Source organism: Hallella seregens ATCC 51272 (genome assembly GCF_000518545.1).
Classification (GTDB): domain Bacteria; phylum Bacteroidota; class Bacteroidia; order Bacteroidales; family Bacteroidaceae; genus Prevotella; species Prevotella seregens.
In genome coordinates this window covers 83,537-105,367 of sequence record NZ_JADU01000015.1, presented here as the reverse complement: position 1 = coordinate 105,367, position 21,831 = coordinate 83,537, and the positions used below count along the sequence as shown (strand labels likewise).

Here is a 21,831-nt window from a genome sequence, read left to right as displayed (position 1 = left end):
ACATATAGCTGCGCGGTGTGGTTTTAGACAGAACAACATATTTGAACATATAGCTGCGCGGTGGAAAGGGGCACGCGGATTCCATGCGTGGCGTTTTCCCACAGATTCCATGCGAGGTAATTTCTCACAGATTGTACGGATTTCACAGATGCTGCGCGGAGGGTGCGACATTGGGTTTGGGCGTAGGGGTCGGCACGGAGGCCGGTCTTTACGGCAATACCATGAATTCCGCCCCCTGCTCCTCGCGATGGTGTAAAAAGTTGAAATAAAAGCTAAACGGACACGCCAATTGGCGGAATCTTTGTAATTTTGCAGCCAATATGTTGTTTTACCCAAGGCCCGGACTGCTGGCCCGAGTCAAGAACTCCGAATGACAAACCGAACTTTTCACCACCGGTTCACGCTGGGTGCCCTCTGCGGCATCCTGCTCTTGGCATGCCTGATATTCTGGCTGCTGTGGACCAAGGCCGTGGCAGCGGCCTTGGTGCTGGTGGCGTTCGAGGTGGCACTCGTCGAGCGCACACTCCACTCGGCCTACGTCTTCACCGACGACAGCCTGCTGGTGCGCCGTGGCCGTTTTGCCCGCGAGCGGCGTATCCCGCTGGACAGCATCGTCTCGTGCCGCCCCATGACCACCACTTTCGGACTGGTGCACTATCTGCTCATCGGCTACGGCGCACAGCGCATGCTGGCTGTGCAGCCGGAGAATGAGGCCGAATTTGTGCGCTGTCTGCAAAGGCTCGTGGGGCTTCGGAGGGTGGAAGAATAGATGTAGAGGTATATGTCTTTTGATCTGAAAATAAGAATCAGGCTGACGGCCCTGCTGGCTTTGCTCGCCGTCGTGCCCCTCCAGGCGCAGACCGATGAGGACGAACTCACCGAGGACAACGACACCACGGTGGCCGATTCTGTGTGGGCCGACTCGCTCGTCCTGCGCAATGACACGCTGCCCTGGCCGCAGAACGTGCAGGCCCAGCTCGACGAGCTGCTGCGCCACGACATGTTTTCCACCTCGCAGGTGGGCATCATGGTGTGGGATTTGGATGCCGACTCGGCCATCTACCGCCGCAACGAGCGGCAGCTCATGCGGCCGGCCTCCACGATGAAAGTGGTCACGGCCATCGCGGCCCTCGACCGTCTGGGCGGCGGCTACCCGTTCAAGACCGAGCTGTGCTATACCGGCCGCGTGGACAGCTGCACGCTCACGGGCGATGTTTATTGTGTGGGCGGGTTCGACCCGCGTTTCAACGGCGACGACCTGCGGGCTTTTGTCGAGGCCCTGCACAAGATGGGTGTCGACACCATTCGCGGCAACATCTATGCCGACAAGTCGATGAAAGACCCCGACCGTCTGGGTGAGGGCTGGTGCTGGGACGACGACAACCCCGTGCTCTCGCCGCTGCTTATCTCGCGCAAGGATCGGTTTGTGGAGCGGTTCTACGACGAACTGTGCAAGGTGGGCATCTATCTCACGGGCACTCTCGGCGAGCGTCGCAAGCCGCAGGAGGCTAACTGCATCGTGAGCCGCTTCCACACCATAGACCAAATCCTGATGCGCATGCTCAAGGAGAGCGACAACCTCTATGCCGAGGCCATGTTCTACCAGATTGCCGCCGCCACGGGCAACCACCCGGCCACGGCCAAGAGTGCGCGCGTGCTTATCAAACAGCTGGTGAACAAGCTGGGGCTCGATGCCTCGCGCTACAAGTTTGCCGACGGCTCGGGCCTGTCGCTCTACAATTATGTGAGCGCCGAGCTGGAGGTACGCCTGCTGCGCCATGCCTTCCGCAACGAGAACATCTACAACCATCTGTTGCCCGCCCTGCCCGTTGCCGGGCTCGACGGCACGTTGAAGAAACGCATGCAGACGGAGTTCACCCGTGGCAACGTGCGGGCCAAGACCGGCACCCTGACGGGCATCAGCTCGCTCTGTGGCTATCTCACGGCGGCCAACGGCCACAGGCTCTGCTTCTGCATCATCAATCAGGGTGTGATGCACGGGAGCAACGGCCGCCGATTTCAGGACTGGGTGTGCTCTGTGCTATGCCGTCCGCAGTAGGTGTTTGACCATAAAATTATAGGAATGGAAGAAATCAGAATATTCGTAGAGACGCTGGTGCAGCAGTGGGGTATTTCGGGCTGCATGGTGCCTGTGGTTCGCCATGCGCTGCTCATTGCCGTGGCCGCCCTGCTGGCGCTGCTGGCTGACGTGTTGTGCCGCCGCATACTCATCCCCGTGGTGACCCGGATAACGCGCCGCACAACCGCCCAATGGGACGACGTGGTGCTGGGACGGCCTGTGCTCACGGCCGCCTGCGGTATCGTGCCGGCCATCGTGGTGTGGTGGCTGCTACCCATGGTGTTCTATCAGTTTCCCACGGTGCGTGAGGTGCTGGCCCGCGTTACGGCCATCTATATCACGCTGGCCTCGGTACATCTGTGCTTGGTGTTCATCAGCAGTCTGCACCGGCTCGACAACGGCCGTCGCACGAGCATGCAGCAATACATCCTCTCGTTCTGCAGTCTGTTGCGTGTAGTGGTCATCTTTGTGGCTGTCATCGTGGTGGTGGCCATCGCCCTGGGGCGCAACCCGATGACGCTACTGGCCGGTCTGGGGGCCACGTCGGCCGTGCTCATGCTCGTGTTCAAGGACACCATAGAGGGCCTTGTGGCCGGCATCCGCCTCACCTCAGCCGACATGATGCACGTGGGCGACTGGATCACGGTGCCCGTAGCCGGAGCCAACGGCATTGTCACCGAAATGAGCCTCACCACGGTGAAAGTGCGCAATTTCGACAATACCATCGTCACCGTGTCGCCAACTACGCTGGTGGGTGGCTCGTTCCAGAACTGGAAAGGCATGCAGGCCAGTGCCGGCCGCCGTGTGAAGCGCATGGTCTACTACGACTTCCACAGCATCCGCTTCGTGGACGACGACCGCCGCGAAACCAACATGGCGCGGTATCGTCGGGCCGTGGAGCAGTATCTGGCGGAGTGCGCGTGGGTGAATCATGACATGTTGCTCATGGTGCGCCAGCTGGAAGCCACGCAGAGCGGGCTGCCGCTGGAATTTTATTTCTTTCTCAAGGACAAGGAGTGGAAGACCTATGAACACCAGCTGGCCGCCATTATGGAGTATGTCTATGCCCTGGCACCCGAGTATGGGCTCAAGGTTTACCAGCAATACCCTGAACAGTAACTCCGAACTTCTTAAATTCACAACGCGTATGATTATCACCATTGCCCGCCAGTGCGGCTGTGGGGCCCTGCATGTGGGCGAAGCCCTGGCCCGGCATTACCACCTGCCCATCTACACCCGCATGAACCTGCTCGACATGGCCCGCGGGCGAGGCATTCTGAACGAGATGGACGATTTCTTCGAGGAGCGGCCCGTCGACGACCTCCTGTTTGCCATCTCCGACGACTATCGGGCTGCTACCGGCCACGTGAACGACCGGCCGCAGCGCATGCTGGCCGACATGCTGGGCCGTGAGAGCTGCATCATCGTGGGCCGCTGCGGCAATTATATCTTTCGCCACCGCCCCGATTTGGTGTCGGTTTTCCTCAAGGGCAACATCCACAAGCGCATCCGAAACATCGAGGCGGAGCGCAGCATGCCCTATCGCGAGGCCAAGGAATTTGTGCAGGAGCAGGACGACCGGCGGCTCACCTATCACCGTTTCCACACGGGCCTCACCTGGGGCAATGCCGACGACTACGACCTCTGTCTGGATAGTTGCCGGCTCACGGCCGACCAGGCGGCCCTGCTCATCGAGGATTATATCGACCATGTGCAGGTGAAGCGGCACACGTTCGAGTAGGTTTACGGTAAAAATGGATTTCTGGATATGAAGTTTTTGATTCAGTTTCTCGTCATTGTCATCTTCGCTTTCATGGGCGAAGTGTTGCACCATGCCATTCCTTTCCCCATCCCGTCCAGCATCTACGGCATCATCCTGCTGTTTACAGCGCTCGAACTGAAGTGGATTAAGGTGAAGGACATCCGCGAGGTGACGGTATTTCTCATTGCTGTCATGCCCGTGGTGTTTGTGCCGGCGGCAGCCGGACTCATCGATTCTTGGAGTGTGATAAGCAGTTCCATCGTCGAGTATGCCGTCATCACGGTGGTGAGCACGTTTGTAGTAATGGGTGTGGCCGGTCGTGTGACACAGGCCGTGATTCGCGCCGGGCGGCGACGGAAGGAGGAAGCGCAATGAACGGTTTGTTTCAGAACTCGGTTTTTCTGGGTGTGATGCTCACGCTGGGCAGCTATGGATTGGGCATGGTGCTCAAGCGCAAGACGGGCTGGAGCATCATGAACCCTCTGCTCGTGGCCATTGCGCTGGTCATTGTGTTCCTGTTGTTGAGCGGCGTAAGCTACGAACGCTACAGCGAGGGCACCACCATCATCAGCTATCTGCTCACGCCATCGACCATCTGCCTGGCCGTTCCCCTGTATCAGCAGGTGGAACAGCTCAAGAAAAACTACAAGGCTGTATTGGCCGGCATCCTTTCGGGCGTACTCTCGTCCATGGTTACGGTGCTGGTGTTGGCCCTGCTGTTCCATTTCGACCATGCGGCTTACGTCACTTTTCTGCCCAAGTCCATCACCACGGCCATTGGCATGGGCGTGGCCAAGGAGCTGGGCGGCTATGTGTCGGTGACGGTGGTGGTGATTATCATCACGGGTGTGCTGGGCAATATCTTCGCCGAAAAGTTTCTGGCGTTGCTCAGCATCCGCGAACCCGTAGCCCGTGGCATTGCCATCGGCAGTGCGTCGCATGCCATCGGCACGGCCAAGGCCATGGAAATGGGCTCTGTTGAGGGTGCCATGAGTGGCCTCTCCATCGTAGTGAGCGGCATCCTCACCGTGTTTGGTGCCATGTTGTTTTCGGTGTTCGTGTGATGTTTTATCCTTGGTCGACCGTGTCGGTCAGCATCCACCACGACAGAATCAACGGGCTGCATGGTGGTTTTGTACGGCTATGTTTATGGGCAGACGAATCTACAGCATGGCGGCCAATTGGCGGATATGCTCGAGTCGTTTTTGTAATTTCAGGTCTCTCTTGGCCACTTGTTTGTTGTATTCTGCCTGCATGCCAATCCAAAGGTCGGCATCGATGCCCAGTGCGGCCTCCAGCATCAACGCATATTCCACGCTGACAGGACGCTTTGCGTTTAAAATTTCGTTGAGTACACTGTACGAAACGCCCATTTGCTTGGCCAACTGCCGTTGTGAAATGCCCCGTTCAGCAATTTCCTCCTTGATGGTTTCGCCCGGGTGGGTGGGGACAAATGCCTCCAGATTGTTGGCTATCATATCTGTGCTAACACCTTTCTGTTCTATCATTTTCGTTCCTCCTGTTTTATTGATAATGATTGGATAAATCCGTAATATTGCAAATGGTTGCGATTTCCTCGTCTCCTTCCTTGCGCTCCTCGAACTCAATGCGGTATCGATGGTTGACTCTAACCGAGGATATTCCTTTTTTCTCGCCTATCAGTTTCTCATAGTGCAAGGAGCCGATTGCATTCAGAGCCAGCACATTTTTAGAGTGCTTCATCAGATTGATCATCCTCGCATATTTCTGAATAATCTGAGGTTGAAACCTGTGCTTCTTGTCGTCGGTCTTTCCTTTGGTGTAGAGATCTCGCAGATATTCCTCATTGAATGTAACAATCATGGGCTTTTCGTAACTGGGTGCAAATATAAATTATTTAGTAGTTATTCGCAAATTATCGAATGATTAATTGGTGACTGGTTGGTGAAAACACCCATATTCCCTCATTTATAGAATGCTTCGAGACGTGACTGGTGGCGCACTTTCCAAGCGTAGCGGACAATGACGGTGAATGAACAGAGAATCATATAGATGATGAAGAGTTGGAGGCGGCCGATGACGATACCCTCGATGCTGGATCCGGGCAGGGTGGAGAGGGCTGTGAGCGAGGCGTTGAGCCAGTCGGCCACGTGGCCTAAGGCCGTAGCGATATACTGTTGAAGTGGCGGGATCGGTGTGGCAAGCAACATGAATACGGCCCCATAGAGAATGGCTGTGGCCGCCGGGACAACCAGAAAGTTGGCTGGCAGGAAGTAGCAGGAGAACCGGCCAAAGTAGTACATGACCAGTGGAGCCGTGCCCAGCTGGGCGGCTATGGAGATGCAGGTGAGCCCCCAAATCCATTGAGCAAGCGGGTTTTGCAGGTGGAGCAGCCGGTAGAGCGGCCTGTAATAGATCAGAATGGACAGCACGGCGAGGAATGACAGCTGGAAGCCCACGTCCCAGAGACACAGCGGGTTGGTTATCAACAGGATGATAGCGGCAAAGGCCAGCGTGTTGACCGAGGCCCGCTGTCGGCCCAGCAGCAGGCAGAGGGCGTAGATGGTGAGCATGGAGGCTGAGCGGACTACGCTTGGGGGAAGTCCCACGAGGGCGGCATAGGTCCAGATGGCCGTCAGTACCGCGCCTTGGGCAACTGCCCGATGACGGAAGCGGCCCAGCAACAACGTGAGCAAGGTATAGATGATGCCTAAGTGGAGTCCCGATAGAGCCAGCACGTGCGAGGCTCCGGCGACGGCATAGGCCGACTGCGTGTCGCGGTTGAGTTGGCTTTTGTCACCTAATGTCATGGCAGCCACGACTGCATACGACTGGTGGTTGAGTCCGAGCATGCGGTAACGCTGGAGGAGGCGTTGGCGCAACAGGAGTAGGTGAAGACGGATGCGTTGCAGCCAGGGGAGCGGCCGGAGGTTGGGCGGTGACGCATGCCAGTTGCTTGGGAGAACGAAAGTTTGGGCCACGATGCCGTGCACGTGTAGCCAGCGCACCACGTCGAAGTGGGGGCGTCGGTTCTGGGTGGCGGAGTAAGGGCGGAGTGGTTCCAATTGAGAAGCGGCCCGGATGCCGCTGCCTACGTGCAGACTGCGCCAGCGGTTGGTGAAGGTGTCGCGCAGCAGGGAAGCCTGGATGTGCAGGGGATGGTCGAGCATCCGCCCGATGGGTAGTTGGGTAATCATGAGCTCGCACCGCAGGATTTTGCCCCTGACCTGCGGCTCACCCACGACGACAGCCTCGTAGCTGACGGGGTGGGGAGGGCAGACGACGTGTAGCTGACGATTCTGCCAGTCGGCCAGCGTGGCCCCTACCAGCAGCGTGGTGCACAGAATCAGCGCACCCTGGGCCGTGCGGTGAACCCGAAAAAGTGTGAGGGCCATGCCTAAGCAGATCGCCGCCAAGGCCAGCCACAGCCACAACGGCACATGAAGCCATAGCCCGTCACCGACAAGAATGCCGGCGATAAGGGACAGCGCAATGCGCAGCAGGGGGCGGGTGTCGAGTGTCTTGCCTCGTTCCATGCTGCAAATATAGGACTTTTCCCACATTCTTGGCCCAATTGTCAGACTGTTTTGGAAAAATCACCGTATCTTTGTAGTGACTATGGAACAGAACAAGGAACTGAGGCAGGCCTGGGATTTTGTGGAGCATACAGGCACGAGCATATTTCTGACGGGCAAGGCCGGAACTGGAAAGACCACGTTTCTGAAAGCCATCAAAGAGCGGTCGGCCAAGCGCATGATTGTGGTAGCCCCCACGGGCGTGGCGGCCATCAATGCCGGCGGCGTGACCATTCACTCGTTTTTCCAGCTTCCTTTCACGCCCTTTATTCCCGGAATGGCCATCAAGGACCGTTTCGATTTTGGCAAGGAGAAGCGTCGTATCATCCGTACGCTCGACATGGTGGTCATCGACGAAATCTCGATGGTGCGCAGTGACCTGCTCGATGCCGTCGACTCCGTGTTGCGCCGCTACCGCGACCGCACGCAGCCGTTTGGCGGTGTGCAGTTGCTCATGATTGGCGATTTGCAACAGCTCACCCCTGTGGTAACCCCGCAAGACGAGGAGATGCTTCGCCCATACTATGACACGCCTTATTTTTTCGGGTCGAAGGCCCTGCTGCAAATCAGTTATGTCACTATACAGCTCACCCACGTCTACCGCCAGCAGGACCAGGCTTTCATCGACATTCTGAACCATATTAGAGACGGCCGGCCCACGGCCGGAGACATGGAACGGCTGAACGCACGTTGCCGTCCGGCTTTCTTCCCCAAGGCCGAGGAGGGCTACATTCGTCTCACCACCCACAACCGGCTGGCCGACAACTTCAACGAAACCGAGCTGCAAAAGCTCAAAGGCCGCCGGTACACCTATCGGGCAGAAATCAAAGACACGTTTCCGGAGTATAGTTACCCGGCCGACGTGAACTTGGAACTCAAGGTGGGGGCGCAGGTGATGTTCATCAAGAACGACGGCTCGGGCCGCCACCTTTATTATAATGGCCGCATCGGGCACGTGACGGCTCTCGACGAGAAAGGCATCGAGGTGAAGTGTCCAGGCGACGAGGAGCCCATCAAGGTGGAGCCGCAGGAGTGGGAAAACACGAAATACGCCATTAATGAGCGCACCAAAACCATCGAGCCGCAGGTGCAGGGCGTGTTCCGGCAATATCCGTTGCGGCTGGCTTGGGCCATTACCATCCACAAGAGTCAGGGACTTACGTTCGACCGTGCCATCATCGATGCCGGCCTGTCGTTTGCCTCGGGTCAGGTCTATGTGGCGTTGAGCCGCTGCAAGAGTCTGGAGGGACTGGTGCTGGCATCGCCCATCAGTGCCGGGAATGTCATCAACGACCGGCGTGTGGCCGAGTATATCGCCCATCAACAAGAGGCCGCCGAGGCCAGTATCCGCAACTTGCCGGGGCTGAAAGAGGAATATTTCAGATTCCAACTGCTCGACCTTTTCGACTTTTCGACCCTGTTTGCCGCCGAGCAGATGGTGTACCGCACGCTGTTGGAATACTTTCGCAGCCAGCCCAAACTCTCTACTTTGCATGGCAATCGCATATTGGCGTTCAAGGCCCGGGTGGTGGATGTGGCGTATAAGTGGCTGGCGGTGATTCGGAGCACGCCGTCGGATGAGCTTCACACCGATGATTTTTTGCAGCGGGTAAAGCGCAGTGCCGGCTATTTCCTGCAGACCTTGGAAGAGGAACTGGGCGATGTCATCACGCTTACGCGGCAGGCCAAGAGCCAGAATCAACGCGGCATGGAGCAGATGGAAGAACGCTACAAGGAGTTGTGGCTGGCCTATCTGGCCAAGGACAAGCTGCTTCGGCGGATGGAGGAGGAGCCTTTTACTGTGTCTGCCTACATGCTCGCCAAGCAGGAAGCCATGCTCGACGCACTGGATGTGGTGGCACCGGGAAGTGTGCGGCGGCGTGCGCCCCGCAAGCGCAAGAGTTAGGGCTGGTCCGATGTGGGAACAACCTCTTCCAGTCGGGTAACGAGGGAGTCGCCTCCAGGTGACACCCAGAAGCGGGCGCGCACGATATGGTCGAAGTCTGCATTGCCGCTCACCTTGATATGGCGGCCTTTGCCGTAGACGGCCGTGTCGCGACGGCTGGGATAACTCACCAGCTGTACCGTTGTTTTGTTGGATTCCGAACCGATGTAGAAGATGTCAAGGCTGTCTTTGACGGGGACTGTCGCTGTGTCCTGCATCTGTGTCCTGCGGGCCAGGGTGGTGTCCATGGGTTCAAAGACGTGGGCTTCGACAGTGTCGCCCAGTTGTTGCGACGGGGCCATGCGGCAGGAGGTGGTGAGTGCGGCCGTAGCAACCAGGCCGGTTAGGATGGAGAGCAGTATCTTTTTCATGACAAGAAAAACGTAGGGTTGTGGTAAGGCTTGGGTTTAGAGCGTGACACCCATGCTCTTGGCCAGCCCTCCTTCTGATGTTTCCTTATAGAGCGAAGGCAGGTCGTGTCCGGTCTGATTCATCACTTCGACCACGCGGTCGAAATTCACACGGTGCTTGCCATCGCTGAACGAGGCATAGAGATTGGAGTCGAGGGCACGTGTGGCGGCAAAGGCATTGCGTTCGATGCAGGGAATTTGCACCAGCCCGCACACGGGGTCGCAGGTCATGCCCAGATGATGTTCCAGTCCCATTTCGGCAGCATACTCAATTTGCGACGGACTTCCGCCGAAAAGCTGGCAGGCCGCAGCCGAGGCCATGGCACAGGCTACGCCCACCTCGCCTTGGCAACCCACGTCGGCACCGGAGATGGAAGCGTTCTCCTTGACAATGTTGCCGATGAGTCCGGCGGTGGCCAAGGCGTGGAGAATCTTGCGGTCGGAGAAGTTGTGTCCGCGCGATAGGTGATAAAGCACGGCCGGAATAACGCCACATGCCCCGCAGGTGGGGGCCGTGACGATGGTGCCGCCCGAGGCATTCTCCTCGCTCACGGCCAGGGCATAGGCATAGACCAGCGCGCGGGTTTGCAGACTCTGCTTGTAGCCTTTGGCCTTAATATAATAGGTGGAGGCCTTGCGCTGCAGATTCAGTGGGCCGGGAAGCACGCCTTCGCGGTCGATGCCACGTTCCACCGCAGCTTGCATGGCCTCCCAAACAGTTTGCAGATGATCCCATACGGCCGGGGCTTCGCTCGACTGCACATACTCCCAGTAGGTGCGCCCATGGCTGTCACACCAGTGCTGAATGTCCGCGAGATGGGTCAACGGGTAGATGTCGGGCGATTCCGGGAGCAGTCCTGTGGGTTGGTCGCCCTCCGAAAGTGCACCGCCACCGATGCTGTAGACCGTCCAGGTCTCGCCTTTCTCGGTCTCGAACTTCATGCCGTTGGGATGGAAATTCAAGAAAGTGTCGGGACACCAGACAATCTCTACCGGGGCCGTGGCTTGGAGCACGTCCTGAATGGCAGTGTCGGTCATGTGTCCTTTGCCCGTAGCTGCCAGACTGCCATAGAGCGTCACACGGAAGTTCCGGGCATCCGGATGCTTGGAAAGATAGAGCTGGGCCGCTTTCTGCGGGCCCATGGTGTGGCTGGACGAAGGGCCTTTGCCGATGCGGTATAGTTCTTTTAGTGATTTCATGACGTGAAAAGGGCAAGGTGCGGCCCGCACTCCTTGGGGAGCACGGCCGCACCTTGGCGATGGGATAATTATGCTTCGGCCTCGGTCTGCACGAAATGTTGCAGGTCTTCAGCCTTGAAAGCCTGGATGTAGGCAGCGTGCCCGACAACCTCTTCTTCGGCCATGCGCACGTACACGTTGGTACTCTTGGCAAAGAGTTCGGGAGCTTTCGAGGCATTGTCGAGCAGCAGCAACGACATGACGATGTCGCCGGTCATGTTGTAAAGGCGACGGCCCAGGAAGTCGTGCTCATCCTGATTGTCGTCTGCTTTCACCTTGTCGAGGGCCTGTTCGTAGAGTTCCACGCATTTGGCCATGCGTTCCTGCAGCGGCTTCATGTCCTCAGACACCTCGCCGTCCAGCAGTTCTTTCATGATGCCGAGGTAGGTTCCGTTGGTGATGTAGCGGATGGCGGCCACCACTTGCAGCTGCGTCGTGCCTTCGTAAATGGAGAAGATGCGGGCATCGCGGTAGAGACGCTGGCACTTGTACTCCATGATGAAGCCAGAACCGCCGTGCACGGAGATACTGTCGTAGGCATTCTGGTTGGCATATTCGGAGGCCATTCCCTTGGTCAGCGGTGTGAAAGCATCGGCCAGACGGTTGTATTTCTTCATCTCCTGACGCTCTTCGGGTGTGAGCTTGCGCTCGCGGGAGATGTCGTCCAGCGTCTTGTAGATGTCCACGTAGCGGGCCGTCTGGTACAGAATGGCGCGGCTGGCATCGATTTTTGCTTTCATGCGCGACAGCATATCGTAGACTGCCGGGAAGCTGATAATCTTCTTGCCGAACTGCGCACGCTCCTTGGCGTAGGCCAAGGCCTCGTTGTAAGCCTCCTGCTCCAAGCCTACGCTTTGGGCTCCAATGCCCAGCCGGGCACCGTTCATCAGGCTCATGACGTACTTGATGAGGCCCAGTTTCCGGTCGCCACAGAGCTCGGCCTTGGCATTCTTGTAGACCAGCTCGCAGGTGGGCGAGCCGTGGATGCCGAGCTTGTTTTCTATGTGGCGCACGTCGACACCGCCGTCTCGCTTGTCGTAGATGAACATGGAGAGGCCGCGCCCGTCCTTGGTACCGGCTTCAGAGCGGGCCAGCACGAGGTGAATGTCGGAGTCGCCGTTGGTGATGAAACGCTTTACACCGTTCAGTCTCCACGTGCCGTCCTCGTCCTGCGTGGCTTTCAGCATCACGCGTTGCAGGTCTGAACCGGCGTCGGGCTCGGTGAGATCCATTGACATGGTCTCGCCGGCGGCGATGCGTGGAATGTATTTTTGCTGCTGCTCTTCGGAGCCAAACTCGTAGAGCGTGTCGATACACGACTGCAAAGACCAGATGTTCTGGAAGCCGGAGTCGGCCGCCGCCACCAGCTCGGAGAGCATGGAGAAGACGGTGATGGGCAGGTTCAGTCCGCCGAAACGGCGTGGCATCGACACTCCCCACAAGCCGGCCTGGCGTGTCACGTCAATGTTCTCCTTGGTCTTGCTGGCATAGATCATGCGCCCGTTTTCCAGATGCGGACCTTCCTGGTCCACGCTCTCCGAGTTGGGCTCCAGCACGTTGGCTGCCACGTCGCCCGTAATTTCAAGGATTCGCTTGTAGTTTTCGATGGCATCCTCGTAGTTGACGGGGGCATCGGCATAGTTTTCTTTGTCGGCATAGTTGCGTTCTTTCAGCTCAACGATGCGCTTCATCAGGGGATTGTCCAAATAGAAAGCAATCTCCGGGTGGTCGGTATAATAATTGGCCATGACTGTTTATCTTGATTATTTGCTGTTCTGCTTGTAATACTTAATCATCTTGGGCAGCACCTCTTCCACCGTTCCATTGATTACGTAGTCGGCAATCTGATTGATGGGAGCGTCGGGATCACTGTTCACCGAGATGATGATGCCGGCATCCTGCATGCCGGCGATGTGCTGGATTTGGCCGGAGATACCACAGGCGATATATACTTTCGGGTGCACGGTAACTCCCGTCTGTCCAACCTGCCTGTCGTGGTCAACCCATCCGGCATCGACGGCGGCACGTGAGGCTCCGACCTCGCCATGAAGCTCCTTGGCCAAGTCAAACAGCAGGTTGAAACCCTCCTTGGAACCCACGCCATAGCCTCCGGCCACGACGATGGGCGAGCCCTTAAGGTTGTTTTGGGCTGCTTCCACGTGGCGGTCGATGACCTTCACCACATAGTCCACCTCGGGCACATACTTGGCTACTTCGGGGTAGACCACTTCGGCACGGGCCTGACCCTCGTAAAGGGCTTTCTGCATGACACCCGAGCGCACGGTGGCCATCTGTGGACGGTGGTCGGGATTGACGATGGTGGCCACGATATTGCCGCCGAATGCCGGACGAATCTGGAACAGAAGGTTCTCATAGTGCTTGCCGTTCTTCCTGTCGTCGTAGTCGCCAATCTCCAGTTGGGTGCAGTCGGCCGTAAGACCCGACGTGAGCGAGGACGACACGCGCGGGCCCAAGTCGCGCCCGATCACCGTGGCGCCCATGAGGCAAATCTGCGGTTTCTCCTCTTTAAACAGATTCACGAGAATGTCAGTGTGGGGTGCAGAAGTGTATGGAAAAAGGCCCTCGGCATCGAAGACAAACAGGCGGTCTACGCCGTAGGGCAGGATTTGGTCTTCTACCTTGCCTTTGATGCCGGCTCCGGCCACGACAGCCTCCAGCTCCACGCCCAGCTCGTTGGCCAGCTTGCGGCCTTTGGTCAGCAGTTCCTGGGACACCTCCTGCACGGCGGTTCCCTCTATTTCGCAATATACAAATACGTTGTTCATGTCTTTGTCGTTAAATGGTGAAGAATCGTTTTGGGTCTTCCGATTCTTTCGTTAGCCGATAATCTTTTCTGCCAGGAGCTCTTTCATCAGGCTCTCCACGTCGGCATCGCTGCCAGAAAGCGTCTTGCTCTCCTTGGCTTGGAACACGATGTTCTGTACCGACTTCACTTTCGTAGGCGAACCCGAGAGGCCGCACTGCACCTCGTCGCCGTCCACGTCGGCCACGCTCCATTGGTTCAGGGTCAGGTAAGGCCTCTCCTCGTATAGGTTGGCCCAAGGCTCGTCGCCCTTGCGCTCCATGGGGCAGGTGGCATATTTGTACTTCATCACCAGTTTGGCGTTGCAGGGCCGTGCCGGTGCCGCCGTGCCGTTCACCGTCACGAGCACGGGCAACGGAGCCACCACGGTCTCTACGCCGCCGTCGATGTGGCGGCGGATGGTGGCCTGCCCGTCCTCGATCTTCACAATCTCCTCGGCGTAGGTCACCTGGTTCAGTCCCAGTTTCTGGGCTACCTGCGGCCCCACCTGTGCCGTGTCGCCATCAATGGCTTGGCGGCCCCCCACGATGATGTCCACGTTTCCAATCTTTTTGATGGCGGTGGCCAGCGCATACGAGGTGGCCAACGTGTCGGCTCCGGCAAACTTGCGGTCGGTGAGCAACCAGCCCGTGTCGGCCCCGCGGTAGAGTCCCTGGCGGATGATTTCGCCTGCGCGTGGAGGGCCCATCGTGAGAACGCCCACGGTGGAGCCGGGGTTCTGGTCTTTCAGGCGGAGAGCCTGTTCCAAGGCATTCAAGTCTTCCGGATTGAAGATGGCGGGCAGGGCGGCACGATTCACGGTTCCTTCCGCGGTCATGGCATCCTTGCCCACGTTTCTTGTGTCGGGCACTTGCTTGGCAAGTACAACAATTCTTAATTTCATATCCTATATTATATAATGTGAAGTCGTCTAAGTCGGAGGCAAAAATACGAAGATTTTACTTCCCTGCCAAACAAATGGCACAAAATCCACCGAAATGTGCACGTTTCGTTTGCCAAAAATGACTACCTTTGCACTGTCAACGACCAACTATAACTCCGTATGAAGAGAATACTATCTACTATGATAATGATGGCTGCAGCCCTGTCGATGGCCGTGGCCCAGAACTTTGACAATCTGCCCACGCCTGTAGAGGACGTCAACAAGGTGGTGGACAACACGCCCGACTCCATAGCCAAAGCCTTGATGTCGCGTCCTGCTCCCGGCAGCACGCGGCAGGGCAGCAACCCCGTACTCTTTCTAGTGGGCAACTCCACCATGCGCAATGGCACTCGTGGCGACGGCAGCAACGGCCAGTGGGGCTGGGGATACTATGCCAGCCAATACTTCAATGGCAGCAAGATCAGCGTAGAAAACCAGGCCTTAGGCGGCATGTCCACCCGCACGTTCTACCGCAAACTGTGGCCCGACGTGCGTCAGGCCCTGCGTCCGGGCGACTGGGTCATCATCTCCATCGGGCACAACGACAACGGCCCCTACGATTCCGGCCGGGCCCGCGCCGTGCTCCCCGGCACGGCAGAAGACAGCATCCGCGTGACCATTAAGGAGACGGGCGAAACCGAAACGGTCTATACTTACGGCGGTTATCTGCGCCGCTATATTGCCAATTGCCGTGCTGCCGGAGCCCATCCCGTCCTGATGAGCCTCACCCCCCGCGATGCCTACGACGAGCAGCACCGCATCATCCGCAAGCCGCAGACGGGTTGGGCTGCCCTGGTGGCCGCCGAAGAGGGGGTGCCTTTCGTGGATCTCAACGAGATAAGCGGCAGGAAACTCGACTCCTACAGCCCGTGGAAGGAGAAGTACCACTTCTATGGCGACCACATCCATACCAGCTACTGGGGGGCCGAAATGAATGCACGTTCGGCGGCCGAGGGGCTCATGGCCAGCCGCAATCCCGACCTTCGGCCCCTGCAGGCCATGATGGTGGGCACGTCGCTGCCCGTTTGGCCCGTCAGGCGCGAGGCGGGAAAGCCTGTGGTCTGGATAACGGGCGACTCCACGGTGAAGAACAAAGACAAGGACAGCGACGGCATGTGGGGGTGGGGTGCCTTGGCCGAGACGGTTTTCGATACCCGCAAGTGCACCCCCTACAACGCTGCCCAGGCGGGCCGCTCCACGCGTAGCTACATCCGTGAAGGCCGTTGGGAGAAAGTGTACAATGCGCTTCGCCCCGGCGACATCGTGCTCATCCAGTTCGGCCACAACGACATCTGCCCCATCACCGATGCCAAGGAGCGCGGTGTCATTCCTGGCACGGGCGATACCTGCCACGTCTATAAAATGGAGAAAGACGGCCGCTACGAACTGGTCTACAGCTTTGGCTGGTATCTTCGGAAGATGATCGACGATGCCCGCGAGAAAGGAGCCACGCCCGTTCTCGTGTCGCTCACCACGCGCAACGAGTGGCCCAATGGTAAGGTGGAGCGTCGCAATGACAGCTATGGCCAGTGGTACCGTGAGGTGGTAGAGGCTACGGGCGTGGATTTCGTGGATGCACACAACCTCATTGCCGACTATCTGGACAAGCATTACAAGAACAAGGAGCAAGCCGCCGAGTACTTCAAGCAAGACCACACCCACACCTCGCTCAAGGGCGCGCTCACCAATGCCCGCATCATTGCCAAGGCGTTGGCCGCCTTGCCGTCGGGCAAGTTTAGGCAACTTGTCAAGTAAATCGATAGTTTTAAGCACCAAGGATCACACAAAGACCTATGATAGACCGCCAGACCGTAGAGAAAATCAAGGATGCTGCCAATATTGTGGACGTGGTGTCCGAGTTTGTCACGCTGAAACGGGCCGGGGCCAACTACAAGGGTCTCTGCCCGTTCCACAACGAGAAAACGCCTTCGTTCATCGTGTCGCCGGCGCGTGGCACTTGCCATTGCTTTGGCTGTGGCAAGGGAGGAAACGCCATAAACTTCATTATGGAGCACGAGCAGATGACCTATCCCGAGGCCCTGCGCTGGCTGGCCAACAAGTATCACATCGAGATACGCGAGCGCGAGCTGACCGACCGCGAGAAAGAGGAGCAGAGCCAGCGCGAGTCCATGTTCATCGTGAACGAGTGGGCCAGCAGCTATTTTGAGGGTTTGCTCCACAATCATGCCGACGGTGTGGCCATCGGCATGCAGTATTTCCGCAGCCGCGGCTTCCGCGACGACGTGATTCGGGCGTTCCGTCTGGGTTACGATCTGCCCGACCGGCTGGCCCTGGGACGTGCCGCCCGGCAGAAAGGCTACCAGGAAGAGTTTGTCGTGAAGACCGGCTTGTGCTACAAAACTGACCGCGGCGAACTCTTGGACCGCTATTCCGGCCGGGTGATTTTCCCGTGGATTGGCGTGAGTGGTAAGGTGGTGGGCTTCACGGCCCGCGTACTCGACAGCCGCACCAAGGGCGTGAACCAGAAGTATGTGAACTCGCCCGACAGCGACATTTACCACAAAGACCATGAGCTCTACGGCATCTGGCAGGCCAAAAAGGCCATTGCCAAGGAAGACCGCGTCTATATGGTGGAGGGCCAGGCCGACGTGATTGCCATGTACCAGTGCGGTTTGCAGAACACGGTGGCCAACTCGGGCACGGCCCTGAGCCAGCACCAGATTCACATGCTCCACCGCTTTACGTCCAACATCACCCTCATCTACGACGGCGACGCCGCCGGCATCCATGCCGCCCTGCGCGGCACCGACATGCTGCTGGCCGAGGGCATGAACCTCAAGGTGCTGCTGCTGCCCGACGGACAAGACCCCGACGAGTTTGCCCGCAACCACACGGCGGCTGACTTCCGCCAGTTCATCGAAGACCATCAGGCCGACTTCATCCAGTTCAAGACCTCGTTGTTGCTCCGGGGCGTGACCGATCCCAAGAAGCGGGCCGACGGCATCAGCTCCATCGTGGAGTCCATCTCGGTCATCCAGAACCAGATATTGCGCGACACTTATATCCACGACTGCGCCCAGCGCATCGGCATCAGCGAGACCACGCTCATCAATCAGATGAACAATTTCATCCGCAGCCGCCGTGCCGGCAGCTCGTCGTCCGTGCAGTCCGCCGCACCCGCGGCCCAGCCGTCGGCGGTTCCTTCGGATTCCGCTGCCCAGCCCTCCACGCCCATGCAGCAGGCTTCCAAGGTGGAACACATGCTCATGCAGCTCATTGTGCGCCATGGCGAGCGCATCATTTTCGAGAATGTGGAGGATGAGGAAGGCCGCGTCTACAACCTCACCGTGGCGCAATATGTGCACTACAGCCTGGGGGCCGACCATCTGCAGTTCCACAATCCCGTGTACAATCGTATGCTGGCCGAGGCCGCCGACCGCAGCACGCAGCCGGGTTTCAAGGCCGAAACCCACTTCCTGAACCACGACGACATCGCCGTGAGCCAGGTGAGCGCACCCCTTACGACCGACAGCTACCACCTGACCCGCCGTGACACCTCCAACCCCCTCAACGAGGAAGACCTGCGCCAACGCGAGGAAAACGAGACGAGCGACCTGCGCAACCAGACCGTCCACCTGCTGCTCGACTTCCGCATGGACTATGTGGAGCAGCACCTCAAGGACCTGCAGGCGCAGATGGCACGCGTTGCCGGCGACATGGAGCGGCTGCGCCACCTCATGGAAGAATACCGCGACATGCAGGGCATCCGCAACAAACTGGCCCGGCAGCTGGGCAACAACATCATCGTGTAGTCCCTGCCCGTCCCTGCGCCGTCGCGCCATTGCGGCGCGACGGCATTAAATAATCCTAATTTTTCACGCACGTTCCGCCTATTATTGCTATATTTGCGCATCTAAACGGCTGGTTGTCAGTCAAGCAATATGGCATACGTCGCGATTATTCTCCTTCTTTGGGCCATGGCCTCCATCGGGGCTTTCGTGTACCTCCTCCTGTGGCACCGCCGCCACAAGACGGGGCGAAGCCTCGGCGACCGCTCGATGGACGACAACCGTGTCTGCATCAGAACGGCCCTGAAAAGGCTCAATTGCAAGGGCCGGTGGGACAAGGAGGGCAGTGACCTCATCGTGCGCTACGACTACCAGAGCGGGCATTTCCGCATCCGGCTGGAGTCTGCTTCGCCCTATGTGCGGCTGGCCTATCTCTTCTTTTTCGAGGCCGAGGCCGACTATCTGGAGCACGTCCGCAACGTCTGCAACCTGTGCAACCTCAACACCGAGACCTGCCGGCTGGTCTATTCGCTCAACAAGGAGACGGGTATGGTCGATGTTCACATCGTGAGCATCCTGCTGATCGACGCCGCCACGGCGGCCGACGTGCTCGAGCGAGCCATGAAAGAGTGCTTCCGCTGGCAGTACAGCTTTGCCGACAAGTACAAGGCTTTGTGCGCCGAGAACGAGCGCAGCAGCTCGCGCGACGAGGAGAAAGACGAAGCCACGTGGTACCGGGCGCAGTTCCTCATCCGCGAGCAGGAGATGATACACCAGGACGAGGGCCCCGACTGGCACGCCTCGCAGGCGGCTCCCATCCGTCTGCGGCAGCTACTGGCCTCGGCCATGGCCCTGGCAGACGTGGTTCCTGCCCGCCTCACGCTCACCGTAGGCACGCAGGTATCGACGCTCGACGACGTGGATGCCATCCTCGATTTCGACATCTCCACGCCGCTCATTGCCGACGGTGCTTTCGTGGCCGCGGCGGCCATGGCCCGTCTCGACTTCTACGACCCGCGCAATCCCGTGCGGCTGCGCCATCTCTCACTGGACTTCTGCCAGGAGACCCAGATCCCCGACACCCTTTATTACCGCATCACGCTTGCCCTCGTGCCGCTGTCGGCGGGCGAGGCTGTGAGTCCCGACAGCTCCGAAACCAGCCGCCAGACGGCCAGTGTGCTCCTGGGATTCGACCTCACCCCGGCCGCCGACCGCATGCTGGAGTTCCGCTATCTTTGGAAAGAGGCCATGGCCAAACAGCGTTCAGGTAACACCGGCGACATGTCGCGCGAGGAGCAACTGCTCTGCGGCATGCAGACTCCCCGCCATGGCTACCTGCTCTTCCGTGGGCGTACGCTCTACGGACAGCAGCGGTTCTATGAGGCATCCCTGCTGCTGGAGAATGTCTACTGGGCCATTCAGGCCCACGTGCACAAGCTCTCGCCCCAACGGCTTGCCGCTTTCTACGAGGTGTGCTACCTGGTGGGTGCGTGCCATGCCCACCTGCACCAGTATGCCCGGGCCTGCTATTATCTCCAGATCACCCTCCCCATCCACAACATTGCCTATACCGAAGAGTACATCAACTGCCTGGTCAACAGCGGCGACTTCCGGGCCATGGACTACATCAACAGCTTTCTCGACGACCTGCAGCCCGCCCGGCCCGAGGCCGACGACGAGCCCGCCGCCCGCCCCGAAGCTCCTGCCGTGGCCTCGTTCCGCGCATTCCTGCAACGGCGCAAGGCCTACCTGCTCGTGCGGCAGGGCAGCTACGACGAGGCCGAGAAACTGCTCAAACAGCTGATTGGCGACCCGGCCAACAGCACTTTCGCCCTGAAAGAGCTGGCCTGGATACAGAAGATGAGGGCCAAGTAGGGGGGCAGGGCACACACAGCGACACGTCATGATATACTTGCATTGGCTTTGGGTAATGGCCTACGGGCTGGTGGTGGTCATCGTCATGCTGAAGGTGCTGATGGACAATCGGCAGCCTTCCAAGACGATGGCCTGGATATTGGTGCTCTGGTTCCTGCCCCTGCTGGGCATTTTGCTGTATTTCTTTTTCGGCCAGAACACGCGCAAGGAGAAGTTCATCAGCCAGAGCTCGCTCGACCAGCTCACCAAACGCGCCATGACGAGCTTTGCCGAGCAGCGCGACCTGCGTCTGCCTAAGTCGCACCAACCCCTCATGCAGCTCTTCAAGAACCAGAACATGGCCCTGCCCTTCAAGGACAACGAGGTGGAAATCTTCACCGACGGCTATGGCTTCTTCCCGGCGTTGCTGCGCGAGATAGGCCAGGCGCGGCACCACATCCACATCGACATCTTCATCTTCAACGACGACGAGCTGGGCCGGCTCCTGGCCGACGCCCTCATGGACAAGGCGCGCGCGGGCGTGGAGGTGCGGCTCATCTACGACGATGTGGGCTGCTGGCACGTGCGAAACCGCTTCTTCGAGCGCATGCGCGAGGCGGGCATCGACGTGCATGCCTTCATGCCGGTGAAGTTTCCGGCCTTTACTTCCAAGGTGAACTACCGCAACCACCGCAAGCTCATCATCATCGACGGCCAGGTGGGATTCATCGGCGGCATGAACTTTGCCACGCGCTACGTCAAGGGCACCGGCCGGCAACCGTGGCGCGACACCCATCTGCTCGTGCGCGGCGGCGCGGTGTACGGCATCCAGCGGGCGTTCCTCGTCGACTGGTATTTCGTGGACCGCACGCTCGTGACCAACCGCCGTTACTACCCCGAGCCCGCACGGTTCATCGAAAACAACTGTCTGGCCCAGGTGGTGACGAGCAGCCCCATCTCGCCTTGGCCCGACATCATGCAGGGTTATGTGCGCGTGCTGCTCGAGGCCAAGCGTTACGTCTACATGCAGAGCCCCTATTTCATGCCCACCGAACCCATCCTCTTTGCCATGCGCACGGCGGCGCTGACGGGCGTGGACGTGCGCCTCATGATTCCCATGCGGGGCGATTCGAGGATTGTGGAGTGGGCCAGCATCTCCTATGTCATGGAGACGCTCGAGGCTGGAGTCAAGGTTTACCTGTATCAGGGGGGCTTCAACCATTCCAAACTGCTCGTCAGCGACGACTGTATCTCCACCTGCGGCAGCACCAACGTGGACTTCCGCAGCTTCGAGCATGACTTTGAATCCAACATTTTCTTCTACGACGAGGGCATGGCCCTGCGTTTCAAGCACATCTTTCTGGCCGACCAGCAGTCGAGCGTGCTCATCGACGAGGTGCGGCGCGTGGTGGGCCGCACCTTCTTCCGCCGCCTTTGGGAGAGTCTGCTCCGTCTTCTCAGTCCGTTGTTGTAGGGCCCTGCCCGTGCCGTC

Annotated in this window: 19 protein-coding genes; 11 read left to right on the top strand and 8 right to left on the bottom strand. The window is 58.7% G+C overall.

Annotated elements, in window-relative coordinates; genetic code table 11:
- Nucleotides 1-370: 370 nt before the first annotated feature.
- From L888_RS0106295 to L888_RS0106270, 6 genes are read left to right on the top strand one after another with little or no spacing between them, the layout of a single operon-like run.
- Nucleotides 371-769 (top strand): PH domain-containing protein, encoded by a 399-nt coding sequence (locus tag L888_RS0106295; protein ID WP_027952268.1) that lies wholly within the window; start codon nt 371-373, stop codon nt 767-769.
- A 12-nt stretch (nt 770-781) separates the two neighbouring features.
- Nucleotides 782-2,059 (top strand): D-alanyl-D-alanine carboxypeptidase/D-alanyl-D-alanine endopeptidase, encoded by a 1,278-nt coding sequence (gene dacB, locus L888_RS0106290; protein WP_005844594.1) that lies wholly within the window; start codon nt 782-784, stop codon nt 2,057-2,059.
- 24 nt (nt 2,060-2,083) lie between these two features.
- Complete coding sequence (locus L888_RS0106285; RefSeq protein WP_027952267.1) at nt 2,084-3,199, top strand: mechanosensitive ion channel family protein; 1,116 nt, start codon at nt 2,084-2,086, stop codon at nt 3,197-3,199.
- A gap of 28 nt (nt 3,200-3,227) precedes the next feature.
- A complete protein-coding gene (locus L888_RS0106280) occupies nt 3,228-3,821 on the top strand; it encodes a cytidylate kinase-like family protein (protein ID WP_005844591.1) in 594 nt (197 codons plus the stop codon).
- A 27-nt stretch (nt 3,822-3,848) separates the two neighbouring features.
- The gene (locus L888_RS0106275) at nt 3,849-4,217 is read left to right on the top strand and encodes a CidA/LrgA family protein (protein WP_005844589.1); all 369 of its coding nucleotides are present in this window, start codon (nt 3,849-3,851) and stop codon (nt 4,215-4,217) included.
- On the top strand, nt 4,214-4,906 hold the full coding sequence (locus tag L888_RS0106270; protein ID WP_005844587.1) for an LrgB family protein: 693 nt from the start codon (nt 4,214-4,216) through the stop codon (nt 4,904-4,906). The genes L888_RS0106275 and L888_RS0106270 overlap by 4 nt, the downstream gene beginning before the upstream one ends.
- A gap of 99 nt (nt 4,907-5,005) precedes the next feature.
- On the opposite strand, the gene L888_RS0106265 is transcribed toward L888_RS0106270, so the two are convergent.
- From L888_RS0106265 to L888_RS0106255, 3 genes are all read right to left on the bottom strand, one after another.
- A complete protein-coding gene (locus tag L888_RS0106265) occupies nt 5,006-5,350 on the bottom strand; it encodes a HigA family addiction module antitoxin (protein WP_027952266.1) in 345 nt (114 codons plus the stop codon).
- A 16-nt stretch (nt 5,351-5,366) separates the two neighbouring features.
- Complete coding sequence (locus tag L888_RS0106260) at nt 5,367-5,684, bottom strand: type II toxin-antitoxin system RelE/ParE family toxin (RefSeq protein WP_005844584.1); 318 nt, start codon at nt 5,682-5,684, stop codon at nt 5,367-5,369.
- 101 nt (nt 5,685-5,785) lie between these two features.
- Nucleotides 5,786-7,357: a ComEC/Rec2 family competence protein gene (locus L888_RS0106255; RefSeq protein WP_245594834.1), complete on the bottom strand. Its 1,572-nt coding sequence runs from the start codon at nt 7,355-7,357 to the stop codon at nt 5,786-5,788.
- Nucleotides 7,358-7,439: 82 nt separating this feature from the next.
- Here L888_RS0106255 and L888_RS0106250 point away from each other — a divergent pair, with 82 nt between their 5' ends.
- On the top strand, nt 7,440-9,302 hold the full coding sequence (locus L888_RS0106250; protein WP_027952264.1) for an ATP-dependent DNA helicase: 1,863 nt from the start codon (nt 7,440-7,442) through the stop codon (nt 9,300-9,302).
- Here the strand turns inward: L888_RS0106250 and L888_RS0106245 are convergent.
- From L888_RS0106245 to L888_RS0106225, 5 genes are all read right to left on the bottom strand, one after another.
- A complete protein-coding gene (locus L888_RS0106245; protein ID WP_027952263.1) occupies nt 9,299-9,712 on the bottom strand; it encodes a hypothetical protein in 414 nt (137 codons plus the stop codon). The genes L888_RS0106250 and L888_RS0106245 overlap by 4 nt on opposite strands.
- 36 nt (nt 9,713-9,748) lie before the next feature.
- Entirely contained in the window at nt 9,749-10,951 is a 1,203-nt protein-coding gene (locus L888_RS0106240; RefSeq protein WP_027952262.1) for an L-serine ammonia-lyase, iron-sulfur-dependent, subunit alpha, read from the bottom strand.
- Between the two features lie 68 nt (nt 10,952-11,019).
- Nucleotides 11,020-12,738: an acyl-CoA dehydrogenase family protein gene (locus L888_RS0106235; protein ID WP_027952261.1), complete on the bottom strand. Its 1,719-nt coding sequence runs from the start codon at nt 12,736-12,738 to the stop codon at nt 11,020-11,022.
- Between the two features lie 15 nt (nt 12,739-12,753).
- Nucleotides 12,754-13,776 carry an electron transfer flavoprotein subunit alpha/FixB family protein gene (locus L888_RS0106230; protein ID WP_027952260.1) on the bottom strand — a complete coding sequence of 341 codons (1,023 nt, stop codon included), beginning with the start codon at nt 13,774-13,776 and terminating at the stop codon, nt 12,754-12,756.
- A gap of 51 nt (nt 13,777-13,827) precedes the next feature.
- Entirely contained in the window at nt 13,828-14,697 is an 870-nt protein-coding gene (locus tag L888_RS0106225; RefSeq protein ID WP_005844572.1) for an electron transfer flavoprotein subunit beta/FixA family protein, read from the bottom strand.
- Nucleotides 14,698-14,856: 159 nt separating this feature from the next.
- On the opposite strand from L888_RS0106225, the gene L888_RS0106220 reads away from it, so the two are divergent.
- From L888_RS0106220 to cls, 4 genes are all read left to right on the top strand, one after another.
- Nucleotides 14,857-16,491, top strand: a complete 1,635-nt coding sequence (locus L888_RS0106220) for a rhamnogalacturonan acetylesterase (RefSeq protein ID WP_027952259.1) — start codon at nt 14,857-14,859, stop codon at nt 16,489-16,491.
- A gap of 38 nt (nt 16,492-16,529) precedes the next feature.
- Nucleotides 16,530-18,509, top strand: coding sequence for a DNA primase (gene dnaG / locus L888_RS0106215; RefSeq protein WP_027952258.1), 1,980 nt, complete (start codon nt 16,530-16,532; stop codon nt 18,507-18,509).
- Between the two features lie 129 nt (nt 18,510-18,638).
- On the top strand, nt 18,639-20,360 hold the full coding sequence (locus L888_RS0106210) for a hypothetical protein (RefSeq protein ID WP_027952257.1): 1,722 nt from the start codon (nt 18,639-18,641) through the stop codon (nt 20,358-20,360).
- 28 nt (nt 20,361-20,388) lie between these two features.
- Nucleotides 20,389-21,813: a cardiolipin synthase gene (gene cls, locus L888_RS0106205; RefSeq protein ID WP_027952256.1), complete on the top strand. Its 1,425-nt coding sequence runs from the start codon at nt 20,389-20,391 to the stop codon at nt 21,811-21,813.
- Nucleotides 21,814-21,831 lie beyond the last annotated feature (18 nt).

What these genes read in the sequence shown, in the direction of transcription:
- L888_RS0106280 (WP_005844591.1), top strand. Translation starts at nt 3,228, where the DNA reads ATGATTATCACCATTGCCCGCCAGTGCGGCTGTGGGGCCCTGCATGTG.
- L888_RS0106260 (WP_005844584.1), bottom strand. Translation starts at nt 5,684, where the DNA reads ATGATTGTTACATTCAATGAGGAATATCTGCGAGATCTCTACACCAAA.
- L888_RS0106225 (WP_005844572.1), bottom strand. Translation starts at nt 14,697, where the DNA reads ATGAAATTAAGAATTGTTGTACTTGCCAAGCAAGTGCCCGACACAAGA.
- L888_RS0106265 (WP_027952266.1), bottom strand. Translation starts at nt 5,350, where the DNA reads ATGATAGAACAGAAAGGTGTTAGCACAGATATGATAGCCAACAATCTG.
- dnaG (WP_027952258.1), top strand. Translation starts at nt 16,530, where the DNA reads ATGATAGACCGCCAGACCGTAGAGAAAATCAAGGATGCTGCCAATATT.
- L888_RS0106235 (WP_027952261.1), bottom strand. Translation starts at nt 12,738, where the DNA reads ATGGCCAATTATTATACCGACCACCCGGAGATTGCTTTCTATTTGGAC.
- L888_RS0106230 (WP_027952260.1), bottom strand. Translation starts at nt 13,776, where the DNA reads ATGAACAACGTATTTGTATATTGCGAAATAGAGGGAACCGCCGTGCAG.
- L888_RS0106245 (WP_027952263.1), bottom strand. Translation starts at nt 9,712, where the DNA reads ATGAAAAAGATACTGCTCTCCATCCTAACCGGCCTGGTTGCTACGGCC.
- L888_RS0106270 (WP_005844587.1), top strand. Translation starts at nt 4,214, where the DNA reads ATGAACGGTTTGTTTCAGAACTCGGTTTTTCTGGGTGTGATGCTCACG.
- L888_RS0106255 (WP_245594834.1), bottom strand. Translation starts at nt 7,357, where the DNA reads ATGGAACGAGGCAAGACACTCGACACCCGCCCCCTGCTGCGCATTGCG.
- dacB (WP_005844594.1), top strand. Translation starts at nt 782, where the DNA reads ATGTCTTTTGATCTGAAAATAAGAATCAGGCTGACGGCCCTGCTGGCT.
- L888_RS0106295 (WP_027952268.1), top strand. Translation starts at nt 371, where the DNA reads ATGACAAACCGAACTTTTCACCACCGGTTCACGCTGGGTGCCCTCTGC.
- L888_RS0106240 (WP_027952262.1), bottom strand. Translation starts at nt 10,951, where the DNA reads ATGAAATCACTAAAAGAACTATACCGCATCGGCAAAGGCCCTTCGTCC.
- L888_RS0106210 (WP_027952257.1), top strand. Translation starts at nt 18,639, where the DNA reads ATGGCATACGTCGCGATTATTCTCCTTCTTTGGGCCATGGCCTCCATC.
- L888_RS0106285 (WP_027952267.1), top strand. Translation starts at nt 2,084, where the DNA reads ATGGAAGAAATCAGAATATTCGTAGAGACGCTGGTGCAGCAGTGGGGT.
- L888_RS0106220 (WP_027952259.1), top strand. Translation starts at nt 14,857, where the DNA reads ATGAAGAGAATACTATCTACTATGATAATGATGGCTGCAGCCCTGTCG.
- L888_RS0106275 (WP_005844589.1), top strand. Translation starts at nt 3,849, where the DNA reads ATGAAGTTTTTGATTCAGTTTCTCGTCATTGTCATCTTCGCTTTCATG.
- L888_RS0106250 (WP_027952264.1), top strand. Translation starts at nt 7,440, where the DNA reads ATGGAACAGAACAAGGAACTGAGGCAGGCCTGGGATTTTGTGGAGCAT.
- cls (WP_027952256.1), top strand. Translation starts at nt 20,389, where the DNA reads ATGATATACTTGCATTGGCTTTGGGTAATGGCCTACGGGCTGGTGGTG.